This window comes from Ruegeria sp. CJ2 (assembly GCF_056536745.1).
The window spans coordinates 108,811-129,115 of sequence record NZ_JBQFQF010000004.1 but is presented as its reverse complement, the minus strand read 5'-3'; the positions used below and the strand labels follow the sequence as shown (position 1 = coordinate 129,115).

The 20,305-nt window shown below is 59.3% G+C and carries 20 protein-coding genes; 14 read left to right on the top strand and 6 right to left on the bottom strand.

The window, feature by feature from the left end; all coding sequences use genetic code 11:
• The first annotated feature begins 45 nt into the window (after positions 1-45).
• Both ACR0MS_RS07260 and ACR0MS_RS07255 read left to right on the top strand, forming a co-directional pair.
• Complete coding sequence (locus ACR0MS_RS07260) at positions 46-2,253, top strand: response regulator (RefSeq protein ID WP_480571577.1); 2,208 nt, start codon at positions 46-48, stop codon at positions 2,251-2,253.
• Positions 2,254-2,271: 18 nt separating this feature from the next.
• Positions 2,272-2,733, top strand: coding sequence for a VOC family protein (locus ACR0MS_RS07255; RefSeq protein WP_480571580.1), 462 nt, complete (start codon positions 2,272-2,274; stop codon positions 2,731-2,733).
• On the opposite strand, the gene yaaA is transcribed toward ACR0MS_RS07255, so the two are convergent.
• From yaaA to ACR0MS_RS07240, 3 genes are all read right to left on the bottom strand, one after another.
• A complete protein-coding gene (gene yaaA, locus ACR0MS_RS07250) occupies positions 2,724-3,494 on the bottom strand; it encodes a peroxide stress protein YaaA (protein WP_480571583.1) in 771 nt (256 codons plus the stop codon). The genes ACR0MS_RS07255 and yaaA overlap by 10 nt on opposite strands.
• 33 nt (positions 3,495-3,527) lie before the next feature.
• On the bottom strand, positions 3,528-5,567 hold the full coding sequence (recQ, locus tag ACR0MS_RS07245) for a DNA helicase RecQ (RefSeq protein WP_480571586.1): 2,040 nt from the start codon (positions 5,565-5,567) through the stop codon (positions 3,528-3,530).
• Positions 5,568-5,644: 77 nt separating this feature from the next.
• Entirely contained in the window at positions 5,645-5,932 is a 288-nt protein-coding gene (locus tag ACR0MS_RS07240; protein WP_171123085.1) for a YggT family protein, read from the bottom strand.
• Between the two features lie 130 nt (positions 5,933-6,062).
• Between ACR0MS_RS07240 and ACR0MS_RS07235 the strand changes: the two genes are divergently transcribed.
• From ACR0MS_RS07235 to smpB, 10 genes are all read left to right on the top strand, one after another.
• Positions 6,063-7,430 carry an MFS transporter gene (locus ACR0MS_RS07235; protein ID WP_480571591.1) on the top strand — a complete coding sequence of 456 codons (1,368 nt, stop codon included), beginning with the start codon at positions 6,063-6,065 and terminating at the stop codon, positions 7,428-7,430.
• Positions 7,427-8,290: a penicillin-insensitive murein endopeptidase gene (gene mepA, locus ACR0MS_RS07230; RefSeq protein ID WP_480571593.1), complete on the top strand. Its 864-nt coding sequence runs from the start codon at positions 7,427-7,429 to the stop codon at positions 8,288-8,290. The genes ACR0MS_RS07235 and mepA overlap by 4 nt, the downstream gene beginning before the upstream one ends.
• Positions 8,263-9,147 (top strand): esterase-like activity of phytase family protein, encoded by an 885-nt coding sequence (locus ACR0MS_RS07225; RefSeq protein ID WP_480571596.1) that lies wholly within the window; start codon positions 8,263-8,265, stop codon positions 9,145-9,147. Before mepA ends, ACR0MS_RS07225 begins: the two co-directional genes overlap by 28 nt.
• A gap of 91 nt (positions 9,148-9,238) precedes the next feature.
• The gene (locus ACR0MS_RS07220) at positions 9,239-9,883 is read left to right on the top strand and encodes a queuosine precursor transporter (RefSeq protein ID WP_480571599.1); all 645 of its coding nucleotides are present in this window, start codon (positions 9,239-9,241) and stop codon (positions 9,881-9,883) included.
• 262 nt (positions 9,884-10,145) lie between these two features.
• A complete protein-coding gene (gene arfB, locus ACR0MS_RS07215) occupies positions 10,146-10,565 on the top strand; it encodes an alternative ribosome rescue aminoacyl-tRNA hydrolase ArfB (protein WP_180885286.1) in 420 nt (139 codons plus the stop codon).
• A gap of 60 nt (positions 10,566-10,625) precedes the next feature.
• Positions 10,626-11,372: an SDR family oxidoreductase gene (locus ACR0MS_RS07210; RefSeq protein WP_480571602.1), complete on the top strand. Its 747-nt coding sequence runs from the start codon at positions 10,626-10,628 to the stop codon at positions 11,370-11,372.
• Between the two features lie 81 nt (positions 11,373-11,453).
• A complete protein-coding gene (locus ACR0MS_RS07205) occupies positions 11,454-12,494 on the top strand; it encodes a P1 family peptidase (RefSeq protein ID WP_480571605.1) in 1,041 nt (346 codons plus the stop codon).
• A gap of 91 nt (positions 12,495-12,585) precedes the next feature.
• Positions 12,586-12,999 carry a c-type cytochrome gene (locus ACR0MS_RS07200; protein ID WP_480571608.1) on the top strand — a complete coding sequence of 138 codons (414 nt, stop codon included), beginning with the start codon at positions 12,586-12,588 and terminating at the stop codon, positions 12,997-12,999.
• A 209-nt stretch (positions 13,000-13,208) separates the two neighbouring features.
• Positions 13,209-13,751: an isopentenyl-diphosphate Delta-isomerase gene (idi, locus tag ACR0MS_RS07195; protein ID WP_480571612.1), complete on the top strand. Its 543-nt coding sequence runs from the start codon at positions 13,209-13,211 to the stop codon at positions 13,749-13,751.
• 41 nt (positions 13,752-13,792) lie between these two features.
• On the top strand, positions 13,793-14,269 hold the full coding sequence (gene smpB, locus ACR0MS_RS07190; protein WP_171123065.1) for an SsrA-binding protein SmpB: 477 nt from the start codon (positions 13,793-13,795) through the stop codon (positions 14,267-14,269).
• 13 nt (positions 14,270-14,282) lie between these two features.
• On the opposite strand, the gene glpK is transcribed toward smpB, so the two are convergent.
• The 3 genes from glpK to panB form a co-directional block, all read right to left on the bottom strand.
• Positions 14,283-15,761 (bottom strand): glycerol kinase GlpK, encoded by a 1,479-nt coding sequence (gene glpK / locus ACR0MS_RS07185; protein WP_480571616.1) that lies wholly within the window; start codon positions 15,759-15,761, stop codon positions 14,283-14,285.
• Between the two features lie 66 nt (positions 15,762-15,827).
• Positions 15,828-16,670, bottom strand: coding sequence for a pantoate--beta-alanine ligase (gene panC, locus ACR0MS_RS07180; protein WP_480571619.1), 843 nt, complete (start codon positions 16,668-16,670; stop codon positions 15,828-15,830).
• Positions 16,667-17,506 carry a 3-methyl-2-oxobutanoate hydroxymethyltransferase gene (panB, locus tag ACR0MS_RS07175; RefSeq protein WP_480571622.1) on the bottom strand — a complete coding sequence of 280 codons (840 nt, stop codon included), beginning with the start codon at positions 17,504-17,506 and terminating at the stop codon, positions 16,667-16,669. The genes panC and panB overlap by 4 nt, the downstream gene beginning before the upstream one ends.
• A gap of 170 nt (positions 17,507-17,676) precedes the next feature.
• On the opposite strand from panB, the gene ACR0MS_RS07170 reads away from it, so the two are divergent.
• A complete protein-coding gene (locus tag ACR0MS_RS07170) occupies positions 17,677-19,164 on the top strand; it encodes an ABC transporter substrate-binding protein (protein WP_480571625.1) in 1,488 nt (495 codons plus the stop codon).
• Positions 19,165-19,224: 60 nt separating this feature from the next.
• Entirely contained in the window at positions 19,225-20,295 is a 1,071-nt protein-coding gene (locus tag ACR0MS_RS07165; protein WP_480571628.1) for a ligand-gated ion channel, read from the top strand.
• Positions 20,296-20,305: the final 10 nt, after the last annotated feature.

Below are 20,305 nucleotides of genomic sequence, written 5' to 3'. Positions count from 1 at the left end.
GCTCTGGCTGGATGTTGATCTCGGGTTAGTCCGGGATCACCAAAGATGAGTCTTGCAACAAAACTGGCACAGGAACGACGCGCACGTCTGGCGGCAGAGCGTCTTTTGGAAATGAAGCAGGCCGAATTGTCCGCCGCCAACCGCAAGCTGGGCCTGCATGCGATGGCCTTGACCAAGCGCATCGGCGAAACGCAGGCCGAGGTGGAAACAGTTCGGGGTGAGAATGAAAAGGTCAAATCCGACCTGACGCTGGCCAATGCCAAGATCGAGGTGGCCGAACGGCGGTTGTGGCATTCGATCCAGACGTTTCAGGACGGGTTTGCGTTTTTTGACGGGGATAACCGTCTGATCGGGGCGAATACGGCCTATCTAAGCCTGTTCGACGGGATCGACGAAGTTGCGCCGGGCGTCGCATATCCACGGATACTCGAGATTTTGACGGCTGAAGGGTTGATTGATCTGGGGTCCGAGGCTGGACCGGAATGGATTGAAAGGATGCTTGCACGATGGGCGCAACCGCATCCTGACGCAGAGGTTATTCGCCTGTGGAACGGCCACTATGTCAAGCTGATCGACCAGCGGGGCAATGGTGGCGATGTTGTAAGTCTGGCGCTGAATATCTCGGCCTCGGTCCGGCATGAGGCCGAGTTGACGGCAGCCCGCGAACGTGCCGAAGCAGCCAACCGTGCCAAATCCGCATTTCTGGCCAATATGAGCCATGAGATACGCACTCCGATGAATGGCATTGTCGGGATGACCGACCTGTTGACTGAAACCCCATTGGACGAGGAACAAAGGCTCTATCTCAATACGATCCGCAATTCGGGCGAGGCGTTGCTGGTCATCATCAACGACGTTCTGGATTATTCCAAGATCGAGGCGGACAAGCTGATCCTGCACCCCGAACAGTTCGACTTTGAGCGCTGTATTCTTGAGGTCGCGATGCTGTTGCAGCCAAGTGTCCGCGACAAGGGGCTGACGCTGCTGGTCGATTATGACCTGTTTCTGCCAACACTATTTGTGGGCGATCCGGGGCGTGTGCGTCAGGTTCTGACAAATCTGGTGGGTAATGCGGTGAAATTCACCGCCAACGGCCATGTGCTGATCCGTGTCACCGGGGTGCCCAACTCTGATACCAAGACCTGCGATATCCATGTGGCGATCGAAGACACCGGGATCGGAATCGAAAAGGACAAGATCGACCACATATTTGGTGAGTTCAATCAGGTCGAAGATGAACGCAACCGTCAGTTCGCGGGGACCGGGCTGGGTCTGGCCATCACGAAACGCCTGATCTCGTTGATGGGTGGCACGATCTGGGTTGAAAGCGAACCGGGGCGTGGGTCGTGTTTCGGGTTCCGCGTGCCGATGCCGACCGTCGAAGGCGTGCAACCTGCCCCTCCGGATCTGGGCGGGGGGCTGCACCATGTGATGGTGGTCGAGGACTTGGCGGTAAACCGGGCCATTCTGTCGAAACAGCTCGGCCGATTGGGATCGCGCGTCACGGTGTGTTCTTCGGGCGGAGAGGCATTGACCGCAATTGACGATACCGTGGACCTGCTTTTATGCGATCACGATCTGCCGGATATGGATGGGTTGGAATTGGCAACCACGCTGAAAGATCGCGGGTGGGGCGACCTGCCTGTGGTGGTGATGTCGGCCAATCCCGCTGTCATCCACGCAAACCCGGCCCGCCACCTGATCGAAGGGGTTTTGCAAAAACCCATTCCCCGGGCCGAGCTTTACACTCACCTGACCGCGCTTGGTCAGGAAGCGCGGATCGAAGATGCAGGAGCAACTGTGCTCGAACCCGCGGAGCCAGAACGCACCCATGCGGTTTCAGGCGGACGCCTGATGCGTGTTCTGGCCGCTGAAGATAACCGGACAAATCAACTGATCCTGGAAAAGATGGTCAAGGATCTGAATATCGACCTGAGGTTCGCCGGAAACGGGCTTGAGGCCGTTGAAGCCCATCTTGAATTCGATCCTGACCTGATCTTCATGGATATTTCCATGCCGAAAATGGACGGCAAGCAGGCCACTGGTGAAATCCGGCGGCGCGAGATTGAGACGGGCCGCCATGTTCCGATCGTCGCGCTGACCGCGCATGCGATGTCAGGGGATGATCAGGGGATATTGTCGGCCGGTCTGGACCATTACCTGACCAAGCCTCTGCAAAAACAGAAAATCCACCAAGCGATCCTGAACCATCAACCCGAGGGCACTCAGGCAGTCGTTGCCGGACAGCCCTAACCGAATTAGGTTGGGCGCATGTCAGATGAACGCGGTTTTCAGCCTCGCGCACTGGGCGAGATTGCCATTCGATGCGCCGATATGCCGGCGATGGTCGAGTTTTATGAAACAGTGATCGGCTTGCGGCGTCTCAGCGGCGACCAAGACAGCGCGATCGTTTTCTTCGAGATCGCGCAGGGTTTCGGTGGGCATACTCAGGTTTTGGCCCTGTTCCACCATACAGCCGCACCGCGTCCCGGCCTGCATCCCACAGGTGATCTATCCCCGGTGACCGGCGGCGCGTCGGCTTTGCATCACATTGCATTGTCGCTGCCCTTTGAAGAACAGGACGCTGTCATACGTTGGTATGAACACATTGGACAGCCCTACCGGGTCGAGCAATTCGGCTGGATAGGCTGGCGCGGCATTTTCACCGAAGACCCCGAGGGCAACACCGTTGAACTGGTCGCTTACGACCGGTCAATGCTGACTCAGGCCTGATAGGGGCGCACGAAAACGGGTTTGTCCTCGGTCGACAGGTCGGGCCGGTATTCATACCCACCGCTGTCAAAATCCAACAACCCCACCGGGTCGGTCAGGCGGTGCTGGATGATGTATCGCGCCATCGCGCCGCGTGCTTTCTTGGCGAAAAAGCTGACGATCTTGGGGGTGCCCGCCTTGTCCTCCATGAACATGGGCGTGACAAACCGCAGCTTAAGCGCTTTGGGATCGACCGCGCCGAAATATTCCTGACTTGCGCAGTTCACCAGCACGTCCGACCCGATCTGCGTGCCTTGCGCGTTCAGAGCTTTGCTGAGTTGATCGCGCCAATATTCATACAGGTTCTTGCCGCGCCGGGTTTTCAGCTTGCTTCCCATCTCAAGCCGATAGGCTTGGATCGCATCCAGTGGGCGCAGCACGCCGTATAAGCCCGACAGGATACGCAGGTGATCCTGCGCCCAGGCCATTTCATCGGCATCCAGGGACGCAGCTTCAAGCCCTTGATAGGTGTCCCCGGCAAAGGCCAACGCAGCGGGGCGGGTCAGATCGGCCTCGGGTGCATCGGAAAAGGCGCGATACCGGTCACGGTTCAGACGGGCCAAGTCATCGCTCAGGTCCATCAGCTTTTTGAGATCGCCCAGCGTCAGGTTGCGGGCGGTTTTCGATAGCCGGATCGCGTCATCCTGAAAATCGGGTTGGGTCACCGTCACATCGCGCTCGGCCCAGTCCAGCCGTTTGGCCGGGGAAATCACTACCAGCATATCCGCCCTCTTTTCTTGCCTGATAGGGCGTATTTAGCCCGCCTGTTCCAGCACGTCCAGAAAGGCGGCGCCAAACCTTTCGTGACGACGATCCCCCAGCACCTGTTCCAGCCCGCGCTGATCGCCGGGGCGCAGTTGAGCGACCTTGGCCAGTTGCGAGGCCGAGCAGGTCAGCGGCTTGTCGATCCCTTCGGGCCCGCGCGTCAGATCGTTCTGCACGGCCAGAAGTTGGTCGTAGATCTCTCCCTGATCGCGCCCGGCCAGTTTGCGGCGGGCAGGGTGCAGCGCGGCGGCCTCACCCGCGATCACCTCAAGGAAGGTGTCGCCATAGCGTTCCAGTTTCTTCGCCCCCACACCGCCGATCCGGGCCATGTCGTCCAGAGTCATGGGGCGGGTTTCGGCCATCTCGATCAGGGTGCGGTCGGGGAAGATGACATAGGCGGGCACCCGCTGCGATTCCGCCAACGCGCGGCGCTTGGCCTTGAGCGCCGACAGCAACGGCGCGTCTTCTTCGGCCACCATCGCTTTGACGGCGGGGCGGCGGGTGGCTTTGCGGATCGTGTCCTTGCGCAGGTTGATCTGTGCTTCGCCCTTCAGGATCGGTTTTGCGGCCTCGGTCATGCGCAGGGCACCGTGGCGATCAGGGTCGGGGCGGACCAGATCATGCCCCATCATCTGCCGGAAAATCGCCTGCCATTGCGGGCGGGACCAGTCCTTGCCGATGCCCCATGTGGACAGCGCATCGTGCCGCCGCGCGCGGACCTTGTCGGTTTCGTTGGCCAGCAGGATGTCGATCAGATGGCCTGCGCCGAACCATTCCTCGGTGCGCAAGATGGCAGACAGGGCCATGCGAACCGGCGTGGTACCGTCGAATACCTCGGGCGGGGCATCGCACAGATCGCATTTGCCACAGGGTTCGGCCTGTTCACCGAAGTAACCCAGCAGGGTTTGACGGCGGCAAACCAGCGCCTCGGCCAACCCAAGCAGAGCATTCAGACGGGCGTGGTCGGCCATGCGGCGTTCCGGTGGGGCCAAACCTTCGTCAATTTGCGAGCGGCGCAGGCGGATGTCGTCGGGGCCGAATAGAGTCAGCGTTTCAGCCGGGCCACCATCACGCCCGGCGCGGCCGATTTCTTGATAATAAGCCTCGATGGATTTCGGCAGGTCCGCATGGGCGACCCAGCGAATATCGGGTTTGTCGATGCCCATACCAAAAGCAACCGTGGCGACGACGATCAGACCGTCCTCACGCGCAAAGCGGGTTTCGACAATGCGGCGATCCTCGGGGTCCATGCCGCCGTGATAGTGACAGGCCGAGTGCCCTTCGGCGCGCAAGGCTTGGGCCAACACTTCGGTCTTGTTGCGGGTGCCGCAATAGACGATGCCGGATTGGGTTTTGCGCGCAGCGGCGAAATCCAGAACCTGTTTGCGCGGCCCGTCCTTGGCGGCAAAGGCCAGATGGATGTTGGGCCGGTCAAACCCCCGCAGGAATTTGCGGGGCGCGGAGCCGTCGAACAGTTTCTCGACAATTTCGTCTTGCGTTTCCGCATCCGCCGTGGCGGTGAAGGCGGCCAAGGGGACGTTCAACGCGTGCCGCAGCTCTCCGATCCGCAGGTAATCGGGGCGAAAATCATGACCCCATTGGCTGACGCAATGCGCCTCATCCACCGCAATAAGGCTGACATTGATCCGCCGCAGCATCCCCAGCGCGGACCCGGCAGCCAGACGTTCGGGGGCCATGTAGAGCAGTTTCAGGCGACCGGCCTCCAACGCCTCCCACACCGCGTCGGTTTCCTCGGGGGTGTTGCCGGATGTCAGAGCGCCAGCTTCGACCCCGGCTTCTTGCAGCCCGCGCACCTGATCGCGCATCAGGGCAATCAGCGGAGAGATCACCACCGTCACCCCGTCTCGCAATAGGGCAGGCAGTTGGAAACACAGGGATTTCCCACCGCCTGTGGGCATGATGGCCAGCACGTTCTCGCCCGCAGTCACGGCATCGACAATCTCTTCCTGACCCGGTCGGAAGTCGTCGAATCCAAAGACATCTCGCAGCAAAGGCGCGGCGTCGAACATGGGGGGATTGCCCTGTTTTAAGGTTTGTCTGCTCTTAAGACAGGACAATCACATACTAAGATTCGGTGAACAAGAGGTCAGACGAAATAGACCATATTGTTGATCAGGATGATCCGCAGCGCATAGACGCCGACCAGAACGACCAGAGGCGTCAGGTCCAGACCGCCCATATTCGGCAGAACCCGGCGGATTGGGCCGTAGATCGGTTCGAGTATCCGGTTCAGACCGTACCAGATTTGCGCCACCAACTGCTGGTGCAAGTTGAGAACCTGAAAGTTGATCAGCCAGCTCATGATCACATGGGCCAGAATGATGAACCAGACAATGTCCAGGATCAGCAGCAGGATTTGGATCAGTGACAGCATGGGGCCTCCGGTATTTGCGTCAGTCGAGACGTAAGCGCCCACGGGCGAAAGAGCAAGTCTGCGCCAACAGAACGCTTGCGAAACCGCCCAAAGCCCCGTCTTATGAAAGGCAACAAGAACAGGGGCAGTCATGGCAGAGATTTCCAAGCGCAAGCGCATCTGGGGCTGGTGGTTTTTCGACTGGGCGACGCAGCCATATCACAGCCTTCTGGTCACCTTCGTCTTTGGACCCTATTTCGCCGGGGTAGCCGCTGGGTATTTCGCAGGAACCGGGCTGGACTCTCAGGCGGCGGCTGCACGGGCGCAGACGGTTTGGGCGAATTGCCTGACCATTACGGGGCTGATCATCGCCTTTGGTGCGCCGCTTTTGGGCGCGATGGCAGATGTGTCAGGGCGGCGCATCCCTTGGATCTTTGGGTTTTCCGTCATGTATGTCGTGGGGTCCGCGGCGCTGTGGTACACGCTGCCGGATGGTTCAAACATGTGGCTGATGCTGTCGGCCTTTGGTCTTGGATTTGTCGGCGCGGAATATGCGCTGATCTTCATCAACTCGCAATTGCCTGATCTTGGCGACGATAAGGAAGTGGGTGAGATTTCCGGCTCGGGCTTTGCCTTCGGTTATTTCGGAGGGCTGATCTCGTTGGCGATCATGCTGTTGTTGTTTGTCGAGCAGGCCAACGGCAAGACGCTGATCGGACTGGACCCTGCTTTTGGGCTGGATGCGGCGCAGCAACAGGGCACCCGGTTCGTCGGCCCGTTCACGGCAGGATGGTTCATCCTGTTCATGGTGCCGTATTTCCTGTGGGTGCGGGACGAGTCATCGTCCAAGAAACACGGCTCGGTACGCGACGCGCTGGGCTTGTTGGCGCATTCGATTTCCAACCTGCGGCACCGGCTTAGTCTGGCCAGCTATTTGGGATCGTCCATGTTCTACCGCGATGCGCTGAACGGGCTGTACAGCTTTGGCGGCGTATATGCCCGTCTGGTGCTGGAATGGGACCTCATCAAGATCGGCGTCTTTGGGATCGTCAGCGTTCTGGCCGCCGCCGCCTTTTCGTGGGTGGGCGGGAAGCTGGACAAGAAAAACGGCCCTAAACCGGTCATTCTGGTGAGCATCTGGGTTCTGATCCTTGTCTGCGTCACGATCGTATCCATGGACCGGACACAGGTTTTCGGCATCGCTTTGCCCGAAGGATCGGGCCTGCCGGATCTTGTGTTCTTTGCCTGCGGCATCCTGATTGGCGGTATGGGTGGCATTTTGCAGTCAGCCAGCCGGTCCATGATGGTGCGCCACACCGATCCCAAAGCCCCGGTGGAAAGCTTTGGTCTTTATGGTTTGTCTGGTCGCGCCACGTCCTTTGTCGCGCCTCTGTTGATCGGGATTGCCACAACCGCGACCGGCAGTGCGCGTCTGGGGGTGTCACCCATCATTCTGTTGTTTATTCTGGGTCTAATCCTGATGCGCTGGGTGAAACCGGAAGGGGATCAGAGCAGATGATATTACAGCGTTTTTTGGCAATATTGGCCTTAATCACACTGGCAGGCTCCGCAGGGGCGCAACCCCTGGCCAAGCAATTATTCGGAGCGCAAAAGCAAAGTTCACAACAAAAACCCGCCGCTTTCGGCAGTTATTCGCGCGGATGCGCTGCGGGGTCGGTGCAACTGCCCGAAACAGGCCCGACATGGCAGGCCATGCGCCTGTCACGCAACCGCAACTGGGGGCACCCGGTGGCGATAGATTATGTGCAGGACCTCAGCCAGTTTGCGGCCAGGCAACCGGGTTGGAATGGTCTCTATATCGGGGATATCAGCCAGCCGAGGGGCGGGCCAATGACATCGGGGCACCGGTCGCACCAGTTGGGTCTGGACATTGATATCTGGATGCTTCCCGGCAACGACATGCGGCTCAGCCGCAAAGCGCGCGAGAATATCTCATCCGTTTCCATGCGCCGTTCAAATGGGGCGTTTGTCAACGACAACTGGACCAAACAGCATCACGCCGTTTTGCGTGAAGCAGCCAAGGACAAACGGGTCGCCCGCATTTTCGTCTTTCCGGGCGCGAAAGTGCAGATGTGCAAAGAGGAAAAAGGTAACCGCGCCTACCTGCGCAAGATCCGGCCGTGGTGGGGGCATCACTATCATTTCCACGTGCGGCTTGCCTGCCCGCGCGGGTCCAGAGGCTGCGTCAATCAAGACCCGCCGCCCAAGGGTGACGGCTGCGCCGAAGCGCAGCAATGGGTGAACAATATCCTGAACCCGCCGCCGCCTGACCCAAATGCGCCGCCACCCAAAAAACGCCGGGAATATCGTCTGGCCGATCTGCCCCAGCAATGCGCCGCCGTTCTGCAATCCAACTGATATCCGCGTTTTGTTTGGCAGGACCGGCCTGGGCCGTCGAAACAAAGACCGCCGTTGAGTTAGGCAGCTTTGCCTGGTGTGATCCGGCTGGCTGGTTCGGTGGGTTTTCCGCGCTGCATGTTTCGCCGGACGGTCGCAAGATGATTGCGTTGAGCGATCGGGCCATATTGGTGCACGCCAGAATAATACGTGAAGCCGATGCAATTACCGGAGTTGAGATCACGGGGAAATGGCCGGTGCTCTCCAGCACGGGTCAGCCATTATCCGGGATTTCCGGTGACTCCGAAGGGCTGGCCGTCGCGCCAGATGGCAGTTACTTCATTTCTTTCGAACGTGTTCATCGCGTCGCCCATTATTCAGCGCCGGGGTCCAAGGCGCGCGTTCTGCCGCGCCCCAAAGCGTTTGATCAGTTGCCCTATAACGGCTCCTTCGAAGCGTTGGCGATCGACGACAAGCAGCGGCTCTATACCTTGACCGAGAAAGGCCGGACCGAGGATGTGGATATTCCGGTGTACCGGTGGAACGGACAGGTCTGGTCAACAGCATTTGTTTTACCCCAACGTGGACGGTTTTCACCCGTCGCAGCCGATTTCGGGCCGGACGGCAGACTTTACGTTCTGGAACGCGCTGTGTCGCTGACAGGTTTCCGGTCGCGCCTTCGCAGGTGGCAGATTCAAGAAGACTCGCCCGTCGGCGAAGAGGTTCTGTTCACCACCGGAACAGGGGGGCACGACAACCTCGAAGGCGTGTCGATCTGGCGCGATGATCAAAACCGCCTGCGCGCCACTATGGTGTCCGATGACAACTTCCTTGCGTTGCAGCGCACCGAACTGGTGGAATACCTGCTGCCTGATTGACAGCCGCCGAGCAAGCGTCTAGAAGCGCGGCTTGCCTTGGGACGGTCCCTTGGCCAAGTCGCCGCTACCTTGTCAAAACGGGCATCTGAAAATGCAACGCAGCTATATTCCCGGCATTCTTGCCATGGCCACCATTGTTGTGGCCTCAAACATCCTGGTCCAGTTCCTCATCCTGGACGGTCTGTTGACCTGGGGTGCTTTCACCTATCCTCTGGCCTTTCTGGTCACTGACATCATGAACCGCGTCTATGGCGTCGGTCCGGCCCGCAAGGTCGTATTCGCTGGTTTTGTCACCGGCATCATCTGTTCGCTGATCGGCAGCCAGATCATTCTGCAAGGCGACGGCTTTACCTATGCCGCCGTGCCGTTGCGCATCGCCGTGGCTTCGGGCACGGCCTTCCTGATCGCGCAACTGACCGACGTCACGGTGTTCAACGCGATGCGCAGTGGCCGCTGGTGGCGCGCACCACTGGTCTCGACACTGGTTGGATCTGCGCTGGACACCGCGATCTTCTTCACCCTGGCCTTCTCAGCCTCGGTCACTTTCTTCGGCGCAAATGCGGATGCCGCGATCAACTGGGCGTGGGAACCGGTGCCCTTCATGCTGTCCGGCCCGATGGCGCCGCTGTGGGTCACGCTGGCCTTTGCCGACTGGCTGGTGAAATTGTCGCTGGCGCTGATCGCGCTGATCCCGTTCAAAGTGATCGTTGCGCGGCTGTCCGCCCAACCTGCGTAAAAAGTGCTTTGAGAATGGCGCATCTTGTGTCACCATCCTTATCAACCGCAACAGATAGAAAAGGAGGTGATCCAGTGTCGAGAAAGAGATTGGAGAGAGGTGTCGGAACAACCGGGGGGAAAGCCTGCTAGGGCAGCCCTTGGCGGAGCGCTCGCTCCGGCTGGTCGATTGATCTAACCGACCCGACCTCCTGAACTTTCGAAGGGCCGTCCCACCGGGGCGGCCCTTTCTGTTTTCGCGCAGGCCAAGTAAGGTCCACCCCATGTTGCGCATTACCGATGATATCGTCCTGCAGGATTGGGAATTGACCGAAAGTTTCGTGCGGTCGTCGGGCCCCGGCGGGCAGAACGTGAACAAAGTGTCCACCGCTGTCGAGCTGCGGTTCGAAGCCGCGCGCTCGCCCTCTTTGCCCGATCCAGTCAAAAACCGGCTGAAACGGTTGGCTGGGCGTCGCTGGACCAAAGACGGTGCAATCATCATCCAATGCGAAGAGACCCGCAGCCAGGCCCGCAATCGTGAGATTGCCCGCGACCGGTTGGCAGACCTGATCGCACGTGCGTTGGTGAAACCCAAACGGCGGATCGCGACAAAACCCACCTACGGCTCGGTAAAACGGCGCTTGGCGGCGAAAAAGGCCCGCTCGGATGTCAAGGCGCTCCGGGGTCGTGTGTCGGAAGATTAATCTGGAAAGTTCGCGGTGCCTTGCTACTCTGGCGCGCAAAGACGACTGGGAGGCAAGGGTATGAGGCTAGAAGGAAAAACCGCAATCGTGACTGGAGGCGCCTCGGGGTTTGGGGCGGGTATCGTCCGAAAATTCCTGTGCGAAGGCGCGCGCGTGATGATCGCGGATATCAACGGCGATGCGGCCCATGATCTGGCGGCCTCACTTGGGACGCAGGCTCTGGCGCAACAAGTGGATGTCGCCGATGACAGCTCGGTTCAGGACATGGCGGACACGGCAGCCGACAGGTTCGGGCATCTGGACATTTTGGTGAACAACGCCGGTGTCACCCACTTGCCGACCCCCTTGGAGGCTGTAAGCGAAGCGGATTTTGACAGGGTCTTTGCGGTGAACATGAAATCCGTCTACCTCACGGCGCGCGCCTTTGTTCCGCAGATGAAGACACGCGGAACAGGGGCAATCCTGAACGTGGCCTCGACCGCCGGATTGTCACCGCGCCCGAACCTGAACTGGTATAACGCGTCCAAGGGCTGGATGATCACCGCAACAAAAACGATGGCGGTGGAACTGGCCCCCTCGGGTGTGCGTGTCAACGCGATCTGCCCGGTCGCGGGCGAAACCCCCCTTCTGAAATCGTTCATGGGAGAGGACACGCCCGAGGTTCGGGCCAAGTTCCTGTCCACCATCCCCTTGGGCCGTTTTTCAACGCCCCAAGACATGGCCAACGCAGCCTGTTTCCTATGCTCGGACGAGGCCAGCATGATCACCGGAACCGCTTTGGAGGTCGACGGTGGCCGCTGTATCTGATCCGCTCTTCATCTGGCCAAAAATATCCCCGCCGGAGGCAGCGCGCTTGCGCGCTTTTCGGCCCGAAACCCCAAGACGCCCATGACACCCGGACCAAAGAACCTGATCACCGATGTTCCCGGCCTTTTGGTCGGTAACGCGCAGGACGATGCGTTGAAATCGGGCGCAACCGTGCTGACCTCGGACAGCCCCTTTACGGCGTCAGTGCATGTCATGGGCGGCGCACCGGGCACGCGTGAGACCGATCTGTTGGCGGCGGACAAATCCGTGGACAGGGTGGATGCCCTTGTCCTGTCCGGTGGCTCAGCCTTTGGGCTGGATGCGTGTTCTGGTGTTTCTGACGCGTTGCATGCACGCGGGCGCGGGTTTCAGGTGGGCCGCGCGATTGTTCCTATCGTACCGGGCGCGATCCTGTTCGATCTTTTGAACGGTGGAGAAAAAGAGTGGGAGGACAACCCCTATCGCGCTCTTGGACGGCGTGCATTTGAAACCGCGTCGGATCAGTTTGAACTGGGAAGCAGCGGGGCAGGGACTGGCGCGCTTGCGGCAATGCACAAGGGCGGTCTGGGGTCGGCCTCATTGGTTCTGGCCAACGGGGTCACGGTCGGTGCCCTCGTCGCCGCAAATCCACTTGGCAGCGTCACCACTCCGGGAGACCGGCATTTCTGGGCCGCACCTTTCGAAGTCGACCAAGAATTCGGTGGACTGGGCCCCGACCCTGCAACCGATCTGGGGCGGCAGGTGGTCAGCCGCAAGGCGCAGGTCATGCATCCGGCCGAACCGGACAAGACAAACACAACGATTGCAATCGTTGCCACCGACGCAAAGCTGACCAAGTCACAATGTCAACGTGTGGCGGTTGCCGCCCATGACGGGATCTCGCGGGCCATTGTTCCCGCCCACACGCCGGGTGACGGGGATTTGGTGTTCGGGGTCAGTACCGGTGCGCAAGAGATCGGCAGCACCGGGCTGGACTTGGGCATGATTGGCCATGCGGCGTCGATCTGTCTGGCCCGTGCGATTGCACGCGCAGTGTATCTGGCAACACCGTCAGAGGGCGATTTGTTGCCCTGCTGGTCCGACCACAATAGCGACACTGTGAGCGGCACAGGATCAAAGTGAAATCCGACCTTCGTACGCGGCAATCTGCGCGTTGACTCTGCTCTCGTGCGGGTTTCCATTCGGGGCAGCCAATTTGTATCGGAGCAAAGCTATGAATCGCATCCTCGCAACCGCACTCATGGGCCTGCTGGCCGTTCCTGCATTTGCTGAAGGCGACGCAGACGCTGGCAAGAAAGCCTTCAATAAGTGCAAGTCCTGCCACCTGATCGCCGATCCCGCCGGAGAAGTGATCGTCAAGGGCGGCAAGACCGGACCGAACCTCTATGGTATTGCCGGACGTACAGCCGGAACCGTTGAGGGGTTCAAATATGGTGACAGCCTTGTCGCCGCAGGTGAAAACGGTCTGGTCTGGGACGAGACAACATTTGCCGAATACGCTCAGGACCCCAAGGCGTTCCTGAAATCCTATCTCGATGACACGGCTGCCAAGTCCAAAATGACATTCCGCCTGAAGTCGGGTGCCGAGGATGTGTACGCTTATATTGTCAGCGTTTCGGGTGAGTAACGTCTGAAACTCCGCACTCTGGAAGTTTAAGAAAGGCCGCAGCTACCTGCGGCCTTTCGTGCGGTTGATAACTCGGTCGATCAGCGCCACCTTGGACCTATGTGGTTTCGACTGCATCTTTCGGATGCAACCGCAAAGCCAAGTCGGTCCGGCGACAGCCAGAAGATTTTATCCGGCCGTTCAGTGGGATCGGCAGCAGGAGACATCAAATGGGAATCATGATCCCGGCCTGGGTTGATGGCGATTTAACCCCCGTGGACAAATTGGAGGCGCATGAAAAGGGCCTCCGGCACAAGGCGGTGTCGGTCTTTGTCGTGCGCGGTACCGAAATTCTGCTGCAGCGTCGGGCGATGGGCAAATACCACACGCCGGGTCTTTGGGCGAATACGTGCTGCACTCATCCCGACTGGGGCGAGACGCCTTCGGAATGCGCCGTGCGCCGCCTGCGCGAAGAACTGGGGATTACCGGGCTATACCCCGAATACCGCCACCGGTTGGAATATCACGCTGATGTCGGCAACTCGATGATTGAACATGAGGTGGTGGACGTTTTCCTTGCCCATGTGCGCGGCCCCCTGACCATCGAGCCGAACCCGGACGAAGTGATGGATATCCGTTGGATCGACTATCACGATCTGCTGGCCGAGGTGCAGCGCCACCCCGCGCGGTTCACGCCATGGCTCAAGATCTATCTACACAACCATGCCGACACGATTTTTGGCCCCGATCTGATCATCTCGGCCAAGACCTGAGGGCTTGCAAGGCCGCCCCAAGCCGCCTAAATCAACGCGTCATGGCCAAGCAGAAGACAGACCCGAATTACAAAGTCATCGCCGAAAACCGGCGGGCACGTTTCGATTACGCGATCGAGGACGATATCGAGTGCGGCATCGTGCTGGAAGGGTCCGAGGTCAAGTCCCTGCGGGCCGGGGGATCGAATATTGCGGACAGCTATGCCTCGGTCGATGATGGAGAGCTGTGGCTGGTCAACAGCTATATCGCGCCCTACGAGCAGGCGAAGGTCTTCAAGCATGAAGAACGCCGCCGCCGCAAGCTGTTGGTGTCGCGCAAAGAACTGTCGAACCTGTGGAACGCGACCCAGCGCAAAGGCATGACGCTGGTGCCGCTGGTTCTGTATTTCAACCACAAGGGCCGGGCCAAGGTGAAGATCGGGATCGCCAAGGGTAAAAAGACCCATGACAAGCGCGAAACCCAGGCCAAACGGGATTGGTCACGTCAGAAACAGCGGTTGATGAAGGATCATAGCTGACCCTTCCGCCTTTTCAGAATGCCATTGCTGCTGACACTGCCCGTTGCCAGCGTGCATAGGCGGCATCTCGGTCTTCTTCTGACAACTCGGGTTCAAATCTGCGATCCAGCGCCCATGTTTCCGAGAATTCATGTTGCTTGGGGTACAGCCCCGCGCGCATTCCAGCCAGCCAAGCTGCGCCCAGAGCCGTCGTTTCCTGCATGACAGGGCGGTCGACCGCAGCCCCCAGATAATCAGCCAGACCCTGCATGGCCCAGTCCGATGCGCTGGCTCCGCCATCGACGCGCAAAGTCACCTTGGTGTCCTGGCCCCAATCCCCTTGCATGGCGTGCCACAGATCGCGCGTCTGGTAGGCGATGCTTTCGAGCGTTGCGCGGGCAAATTCGGCGCGCCCGGAGTTACGGGTCAGACCAAAAACAGCCCCGCGGCAATCCGGTTTCCAATAGGGCGCGCCCAGACCGGTGAAGGCAGGAACCAGAACGACGTTCTGGTTCGGGTCGGCCTGCTGAGCAAGCTCGCCGCTTTCGGCCGCAGACTCGATGATCTGCAACGCATCGCGCAACCATTGCACGGCGGCCCCGGCGACAAAGATCGACCCTTCCAGCGCGTAGGTGCGCTGACCGTTTAATTGGTACGCGATGGTTGTCAGCAGGCGGTTCTTGGATTCCACCGGCTGTGACCCGGTATTCAAAAGCGCAAAGCAGCCGGTGCCATAGGTGGATTTCATCATGCCCGGTTTGAAACATGCCTGCCCGATCGTCGCGGCCTGCTGATCGCCTGCGACGCCCAAAATGGGAATCTCGCCGCCCAACAGGGTTGTCGTTCCAAAGTCCGAGGCACAGTCGTGCACCTCGGGCAGCATGTTCATCGGAACATCCAGCAGATCACAGATCTCGGCGCTCCATTCTCCGTTATGGATGTCGAACAGCAGGGTCCGTGCTGCGTTGGTGGCATCGGTGGCGTGGCTGCGCCCTTCGGTCAGGCGCCAGATCAGGAAGCAGTCGATGGTGCCGAACATCAATTCTCCGGCTTCGGCCTTGTCCCGCGCACCCGGCACGGTATCCAGCAGCCATTTCACCTTGGTGCCTGAGAAATACGGGTCCAGCAGCAGCCCGGTCTGCGCGGTGACGTCGTCTTCGCAACCCGCTTGTTTGTAACGGGCACAAATCTCGGCGGTGCGGCGGTCCTGCCAGACGATGGCATTGTAGATCGGCTTGCCCGTGGCGCGATCCCATACGACAGTTGTTTCGCGCTGATTGGTGATCCCGATCCCGGCGATCTGATCCGGCGTCACACCGGCACTGTCCATCACTTCGCGGCAGACCCGAAGAACACTATCCCAGATTTCCTCGGGGTCGTGTTCGACCCAGCCTTCCTGTGGAAAGTGCTGGGTAAACTCATGCTGAGCGGTGTTTACGCGTTGCATATCCGCGTCAAACAAAATGGCCCGCGAAGATGTAGTGCCCTGATCAATGGCAAGAATAAAGGTCACGCCTGCGCCCCTCCCGTTTCGTTTTGCGGGACTTTAGCGCAAACAGGGACGCGGGTGCCAGTGCGTTCAGACCGGAATGTTGTCGATCAACCGGACGCCATCCGCCCAGGCCGCCGCGAACAGGCGCGCAGGGCGCGATGCATGGGTCAGCGGCTCGAGCGTATCGGCGCAGCGCAGCTGAATATATTCGACCTGCGTGAACCCGGCGGCCAGCAATTCGGTTTCAGCCCGCGCGCCCAAAGTGTCAAATTGCGCACCATCGGCCAAATCCTTGGCAAGCGCGCGCATGATCCGGTGTTTGTTGGCGGCAATATCCAACCCTTCCGGCGACAGACGCAGATTGCGCGACGACATCGCCAGCCCCGAGGGTTCGCGAACCGTGGGGCAGCCGATTACCTCGACCGGAATGTCCAGATCACGTGCCATGCGGCGCACGACCATCAGTTGTTGATAGTCCTTTTCCCCGAAATAGGCGCGATCCGCCTGCGTTTGCAGAAACAGTTTGGCGACCACGGTCGCGACGCCATCAAAATGGCCGGGACGGAACTCGCCCTCCATCACATTGGTCAGGCCCGCGACGGAAACGGTGGTGGCGAACCCCTGCGGATAGATTTCCTCGGGCTCGGGCACATAGATCGCATCGACGCCGTAAGGGACCAGTTTTTGCGCATCCTCGTGTTCGGTGCGTGGATACTTGGCCAGATCCTCGGGGTTGTTGAATTGCTTGGGGTTCACGAAAATGGTCACGATGACCCGGTCCGAGCCCGCCTTGGCTGCTTCGACCAGCGACAGGTGCCCCTGATGCAGCGCGCCCATCGTGGGTACGACGCCAATTTTTTCGCCGTTGGTGTGCCATTGAGTCGTCAACGCGCGCAGATCCGTCAGGCGGCGCAGGATTGGGGCAGTCATTTAGTGGGTCCTTTGGCCGGGGCCTGATCTGAGAACACGTGTTCCTCGGCCGGAAAAGTCCGTGCGCGGACTTCGGCGGCGTAGTCGGCGATGGCTGATTCCGCCAGCGGGCCAAGCTCGGCATAGCGTTTGACGAATTTTGGTTTGAAGGCTGTGAAGAAGCCGACCATGTCATCCACCACCAGAATCTGACCGTCGCACCCGGCAGAGGCACCGATGCCAATCGTGGGGATCGCGATGTCAGCCGTAATCTGGTCGGCCAGCCCTTGTGGAACCTTCTCGAGCACTACGGAAAACGCACCCGCTTCGGCAACGGCGCGGGCATCGGCCAGAACTGCCGTGGCCTGTTCGTCCCGGCCTTGCACCTTGTAGCCGCCCAGCGTGTTGATGGATTGCGGCGTCAGCCCGATATGCGCCATCACCGGGATGCCGCGCTTGACCAGAAAGCGGATGGTGTCCGCCATCTCGACCCCGCCCTCCAGCTTGACCGCGCCCGCACCGGTTTCAGCCATCAGGCGGGCGGCGTTGCGGAAAGCCTCGTTCGGTGAATGCTCGTAGCTGGCGAACGGCATATCAATGACCATCATCGCATTGTTCAAACCGCGCGCGACGGCTTGACCATGCAGGATCATCATCTCCATCGTCACGCCAAGGGTCGATTCCAGACCATGCAGCACCATGCCGACGCTGTCGCCCACCAGAACAAAGTCGCAATGGTCATCCATCAGCCGTGCCATCGGCGTGGTATAGGCAGTCAGGCTGACCAGAGGTTCGCCGCCTTTGCGGGCGCGGATATCCTCGGCGTTCGGGGCCTTTTTATGGGCGGTGGCGCTCATGATCGCTCCTCCGGGATTCATGTTGCAGCGCGGCATAGCAGATCGGACACGGGCTAAGAAACCCCGGTTGCGCCAACAATCCCTTGATTGACCTAAGGTTTAAAGTGACATTGGTCTTGGAAAGGCCCGGAAACCAAGGGGCCGCGGATATTCAGTGGGGAGCTATTTCTATGACAAAGCAGATGTTTCGGTCCTTTGCCTCGGCCCTTGCCGTGGGCGTCAGCCTGTTTGCAACGCAAGGTTTGGCCAAGTCCGACATAACCATCGCGATGCAACTGGAACCACCGCATCTGGACCCGACCAGCGCCGCGGCGCAGGCCATCGATTCGGTTGTGTACACGAATATCTTCGAAGGTCTGACGCGGTTCATGGGCGATGGTTCGGTCGTGCCCGGCCTGGCCGAAAGCTGGGAGATTTCCGAGGACGGCACGGTCTATACCTTCAAGCTGCATGATGGGGTTACGTTCCATGATGGCACGACGATGGATGCCGAAGACGTCAAGTTCAGCCTTGGTCGCGCCACCGCCGAAGACAGTGCTAACGCGCAAAAAGCCCTGTTTGCCGGGATCGAAAGCGTCGAGGTCGTGGACCCCCTTACCGTCAAGGTCACACTCTCGGCCCCGAACGGGAATTTTTTGTTCAATCTGGCCTGGGGTGACGCGGTGATCGTGGCCCCCGAGAGTATCGAGAATATCAAGACAAACCCTGTCGGAACCGGCGCTTTTACCTTTGGTGAATGGGTTCAGGGCGACAGCATCACCTTGAACCGAAACCCGGATTATTGGGGCGAACAACCCGCGCTTGAGACTGCCACGTTCAAGTTCATCTCGGACCCCACCGCCGCCTTTGCCGCGATGATGGCCGAGGATGTGGATGTATTCGACAATTTCCCGGCGCCTGAAAACCTGCCTCAGTTCGAGGCTGATCCGCGGTTTCAGGTGCTTGTCGGGTCAACCGAAGGCGAAACCATCCTGTCCACCAACAACAAGCAGCCCCCGTTTGATGATATCCGGGTGCGGCAGGCAATGGCGCATGCGATTGACCGGCAGGCCATTATCGACGGGGCCATGTTTGGCTATGGAACGCCGATTGGAACCCATTTTGCTCCGCACAACCCGGCCTATGTCGATCTGACCGGGAAATCAGCCTATGACCCCAAGAAAGCCGCCCAATTGCTGGCCGACGCAGGGTATGAAAAAGGGTTCGAAACCACGCTTCATCTGCCGCCCCCATCTTATGCCCGACGGGGTGGCGAGATCGTTGCAGCACAATTGGCCGAGGTTGGAATTCAGGCGGAAATCATCAACGTGGAATGGGCGCAGTGGTTGGAATCCGTGTTCAAGGGTAAGGATTTTGGCCTGACGATTGTCAGCCATACGGAACCCATGGATATCGGGATCTATGCCCGTCCGGATTACTACTTCCAGTATGACAGCGCTGATTTTCAGACTTTGATGGACACGCTGAACGAGACCACCGACCCGGAAGAGCGCAAAAAGTTGCTGGGTGAAGCCCAAAGGCTGATCTCGACCGACTATGTCAATGGATACCTGTTCCAGCTTGCCAAGCTGGGCGTTGCAAAAGCGGGCGTTCAGGGCCTTTGGAAGAACGCGCCGACGGCTGCCATCGACCTGACGGAAATCAGCTGGTCCGAATAATCTTGTCGGGGCCGCTACGTGCGGCCCCTGTTATTCTGAAGAACCCTGACGAACTTGATCATGACCTTGTTTCGCGCCATTTGTTTCCTTGCGTCCCTTGCCTGCACCGTGTTGGTCATGGGCGGGCAAGCGCAGGCGCAAAACGCCCTTGGGGGTCGGTTGGATGCACTGGCAGGTACGCCGGAAAACCCTTTGCAGGTTGGTATCGGCATCAGAATCGACCAGATCACCAGCGTCGACCAGAAGGCCGAGAATTACGGCGCGGTTGTTGTGTTGCGGGTGGAATGGACGGACCCCGCACTGGCCTTCGATCAACAGGCATTGGGCCGGGATATCCGGGTTTTCAATCCTCCAGCCCTGGCCGACCACGCGGCAAGTATCGGGGCCGTGTTGCCCGCTTTCGTCATTCACAACCAACAATCCAACAAGTGGATTCACGAGTCCGCCGCCTCGCTGCGGTATGACGGTCGGGTGGTCTATGTCGAGAAGTCCAATCTGACGTTGCAGGCACCGCATTTCGATTTTCGCAAATACCCGTTCGACACGCAGGATTTCTTCTTTGAAGTCGTCTCGATCTTTCCCTCGGAATACGTGTCCTACTATCCGCTCGAGGACCACTCGGGCCTTGGCGACATGCTGGGCGAGGAAGAGTGGGTTCTTGGAAACGCCCGTGTCGAAGCATCGACGGTTCCGGGCCTGTCAGGGCAGGACAGTGATCAGATTGCGCTGGTCTTTGAAGGCAGCCGCCACCTGACCTATTATGTGATCCGTGTTTTCCTGCCGATGCTGGTGCTGATCACGGTCGGCTGGGCGCTGTTCTTTCTGGACGAATACCGCAGGCGAATCGAAATCGCCGGAGGCAACCTTTTGGTGTTTGTGGCCTTCAACTGGGCAATCTCGGCCGATCTGCCCAAGCTGGGGTATCTGACCTTTCTGGATTTCGTTCTACAGTGCATGTTCCTTATGACCGGGGCTTTGATCGTGTTCAACGTGGCCCTGCGTAAGCTCAAAGTGTCGGGCCGAGAAGAGGCTGCGCGCAAGCTGGACAACTATGCGATCAAGTGGATCTATCCTCTGGGCTATGCCGCTATCGTGGGTTACGCGGTTTTTGCCTATCTTCTGATCCCTTAGGTGCTGGACC

What these genes read in the sequence shown, in the direction of transcription:
- yaaA (WP_480571583.1), bottom strand. Translation starts at nt 3,494, where the DNA reads ATGCTGGTAGTGATTTCCCCGGCCAAACGGCTGGACTGGGCCGAGCGC.
- ACR0MS_RS07165 (WP_480571628.1), top strand. Translation starts at nt 19,225, where the DNA reads ATGACCTTGTTTCGCGCCATTTGTTTCCTTGCGTCCCTTGCCTGCACC.
- ACR0MS_RS07235 (WP_480571591.1), top strand. Translation starts at nt 6,063, where the DNA reads ATGGCAGAGATTTCCAAGCGCAAGCGCATCTGGGGCTGGTGGTTTTTC.
- ACR0MS_RS07210 (WP_480571602.1), top strand. Translation starts at nt 10,626, where the DNA reads ATGAGGCTAGAAGGAAAAACCGCAATCGTGACTGGAGGCGCCTCGGGG.
- ACR0MS_RS07255 (WP_480571580.1), top strand. Translation starts at nt 2,272, where the DNA reads ATGTCAGATGAACGCGGTTTTCAGCCTCGCGCACTGGGCGAGATTGCC.
- ACR0MS_RS07200 (WP_480571608.1), top strand. Translation starts at nt 12,586, where the DNA reads ATGAATCGCATCCTCGCAACCGCACTCATGGGCCTGCTGGCCGTTCCT.
- ACR0MS_RS07260 (WP_480571577.1), top strand. Translation starts at nt 46, where the DNA reads ATGAGTCTTGCAACAAAACTGGCACAGGAACGACGCGCACGTCTGGCG.
- mepA (WP_480571593.1), top strand. Translation starts at nt 7,427, where the DNA reads ATGATATTACAGCGTTTTTTGGCAATATTGGCCTTAATCACACTGGCA.
- ACR0MS_RS07225 (WP_480571596.1), top strand. Translation starts at nt 8,263, where the DNA reads ATGCGCCGCCGTTCTGCAATCCAACTGATATCCGCGTTTTGTTTGGCA.
- panC (WP_480571619.1), bottom strand. Translation starts at nt 16,670, where the DNA reads ATGACTGCCCCAATCCTGCGCCGCCTGACGGATCTGCGCGCGTTGACG.
- arfB (WP_180885286.1), top strand. Translation starts at nt 10,146, where the DNA reads ATGTTGCGCATTACCGATGATATCGTCCTGCAGGATTGGGAATTGACC.
- ACR0MS_RS07220 (WP_480571599.1), top strand. Translation starts at nt 9,239, where the DNA reads ATGCAACGCAGCTATATTCCCGGCATTCTTGCCATGGCCACCATTGTT.
- panB (WP_480571622.1), bottom strand. Translation starts at nt 17,506, where the DNA reads ATGAGCGCCACCGCCCATAAAAAGGCCCCGAACGCCGAGGATATCCGC.
- ACR0MS_RS07240 (WP_171123085.1), bottom strand. Translation starts at nt 5,932, where the DNA reads ATGCTGTCACTGATCCAAATCCTGCTGCTGATCCTGGACATTGTCTGG.
- idi (WP_480571612.1), top strand. Translation starts at nt 13,209, where the DNA reads ATGGGAATCATGATCCCGGCCTGGGTTGATGGCGATTTAACCCCCGTG.
- recQ (WP_480571586.1), bottom strand. Translation starts at nt 5,567, where the DNA reads ATGTTCGACGCCGCGCCTTTGCTGCGAGATGTCTTTGGATTCGACGAC.
- smpB (WP_171123065.1), top strand. Translation starts at nt 13,793, where the DNA reads ATGGCCAAGCAGAAGACAGACCCGAATTACAAAGTCATCGCCGAAAAC.
- ACR0MS_RS07205 (WP_480571605.1), top strand. Translation starts at nt 11,454, where the DNA reads ATGACACCCGGACCAAAGAACCTGATCACCGATGTTCCCGGCCTTTTG.
- ACR0MS_RS07170 (WP_480571625.1), top strand. Translation starts at nt 17,677, where the DNA reads ATGACAAAGCAGATGTTTCGGTCCTTTGCCTCGGCCCTTGCCGTGGGC.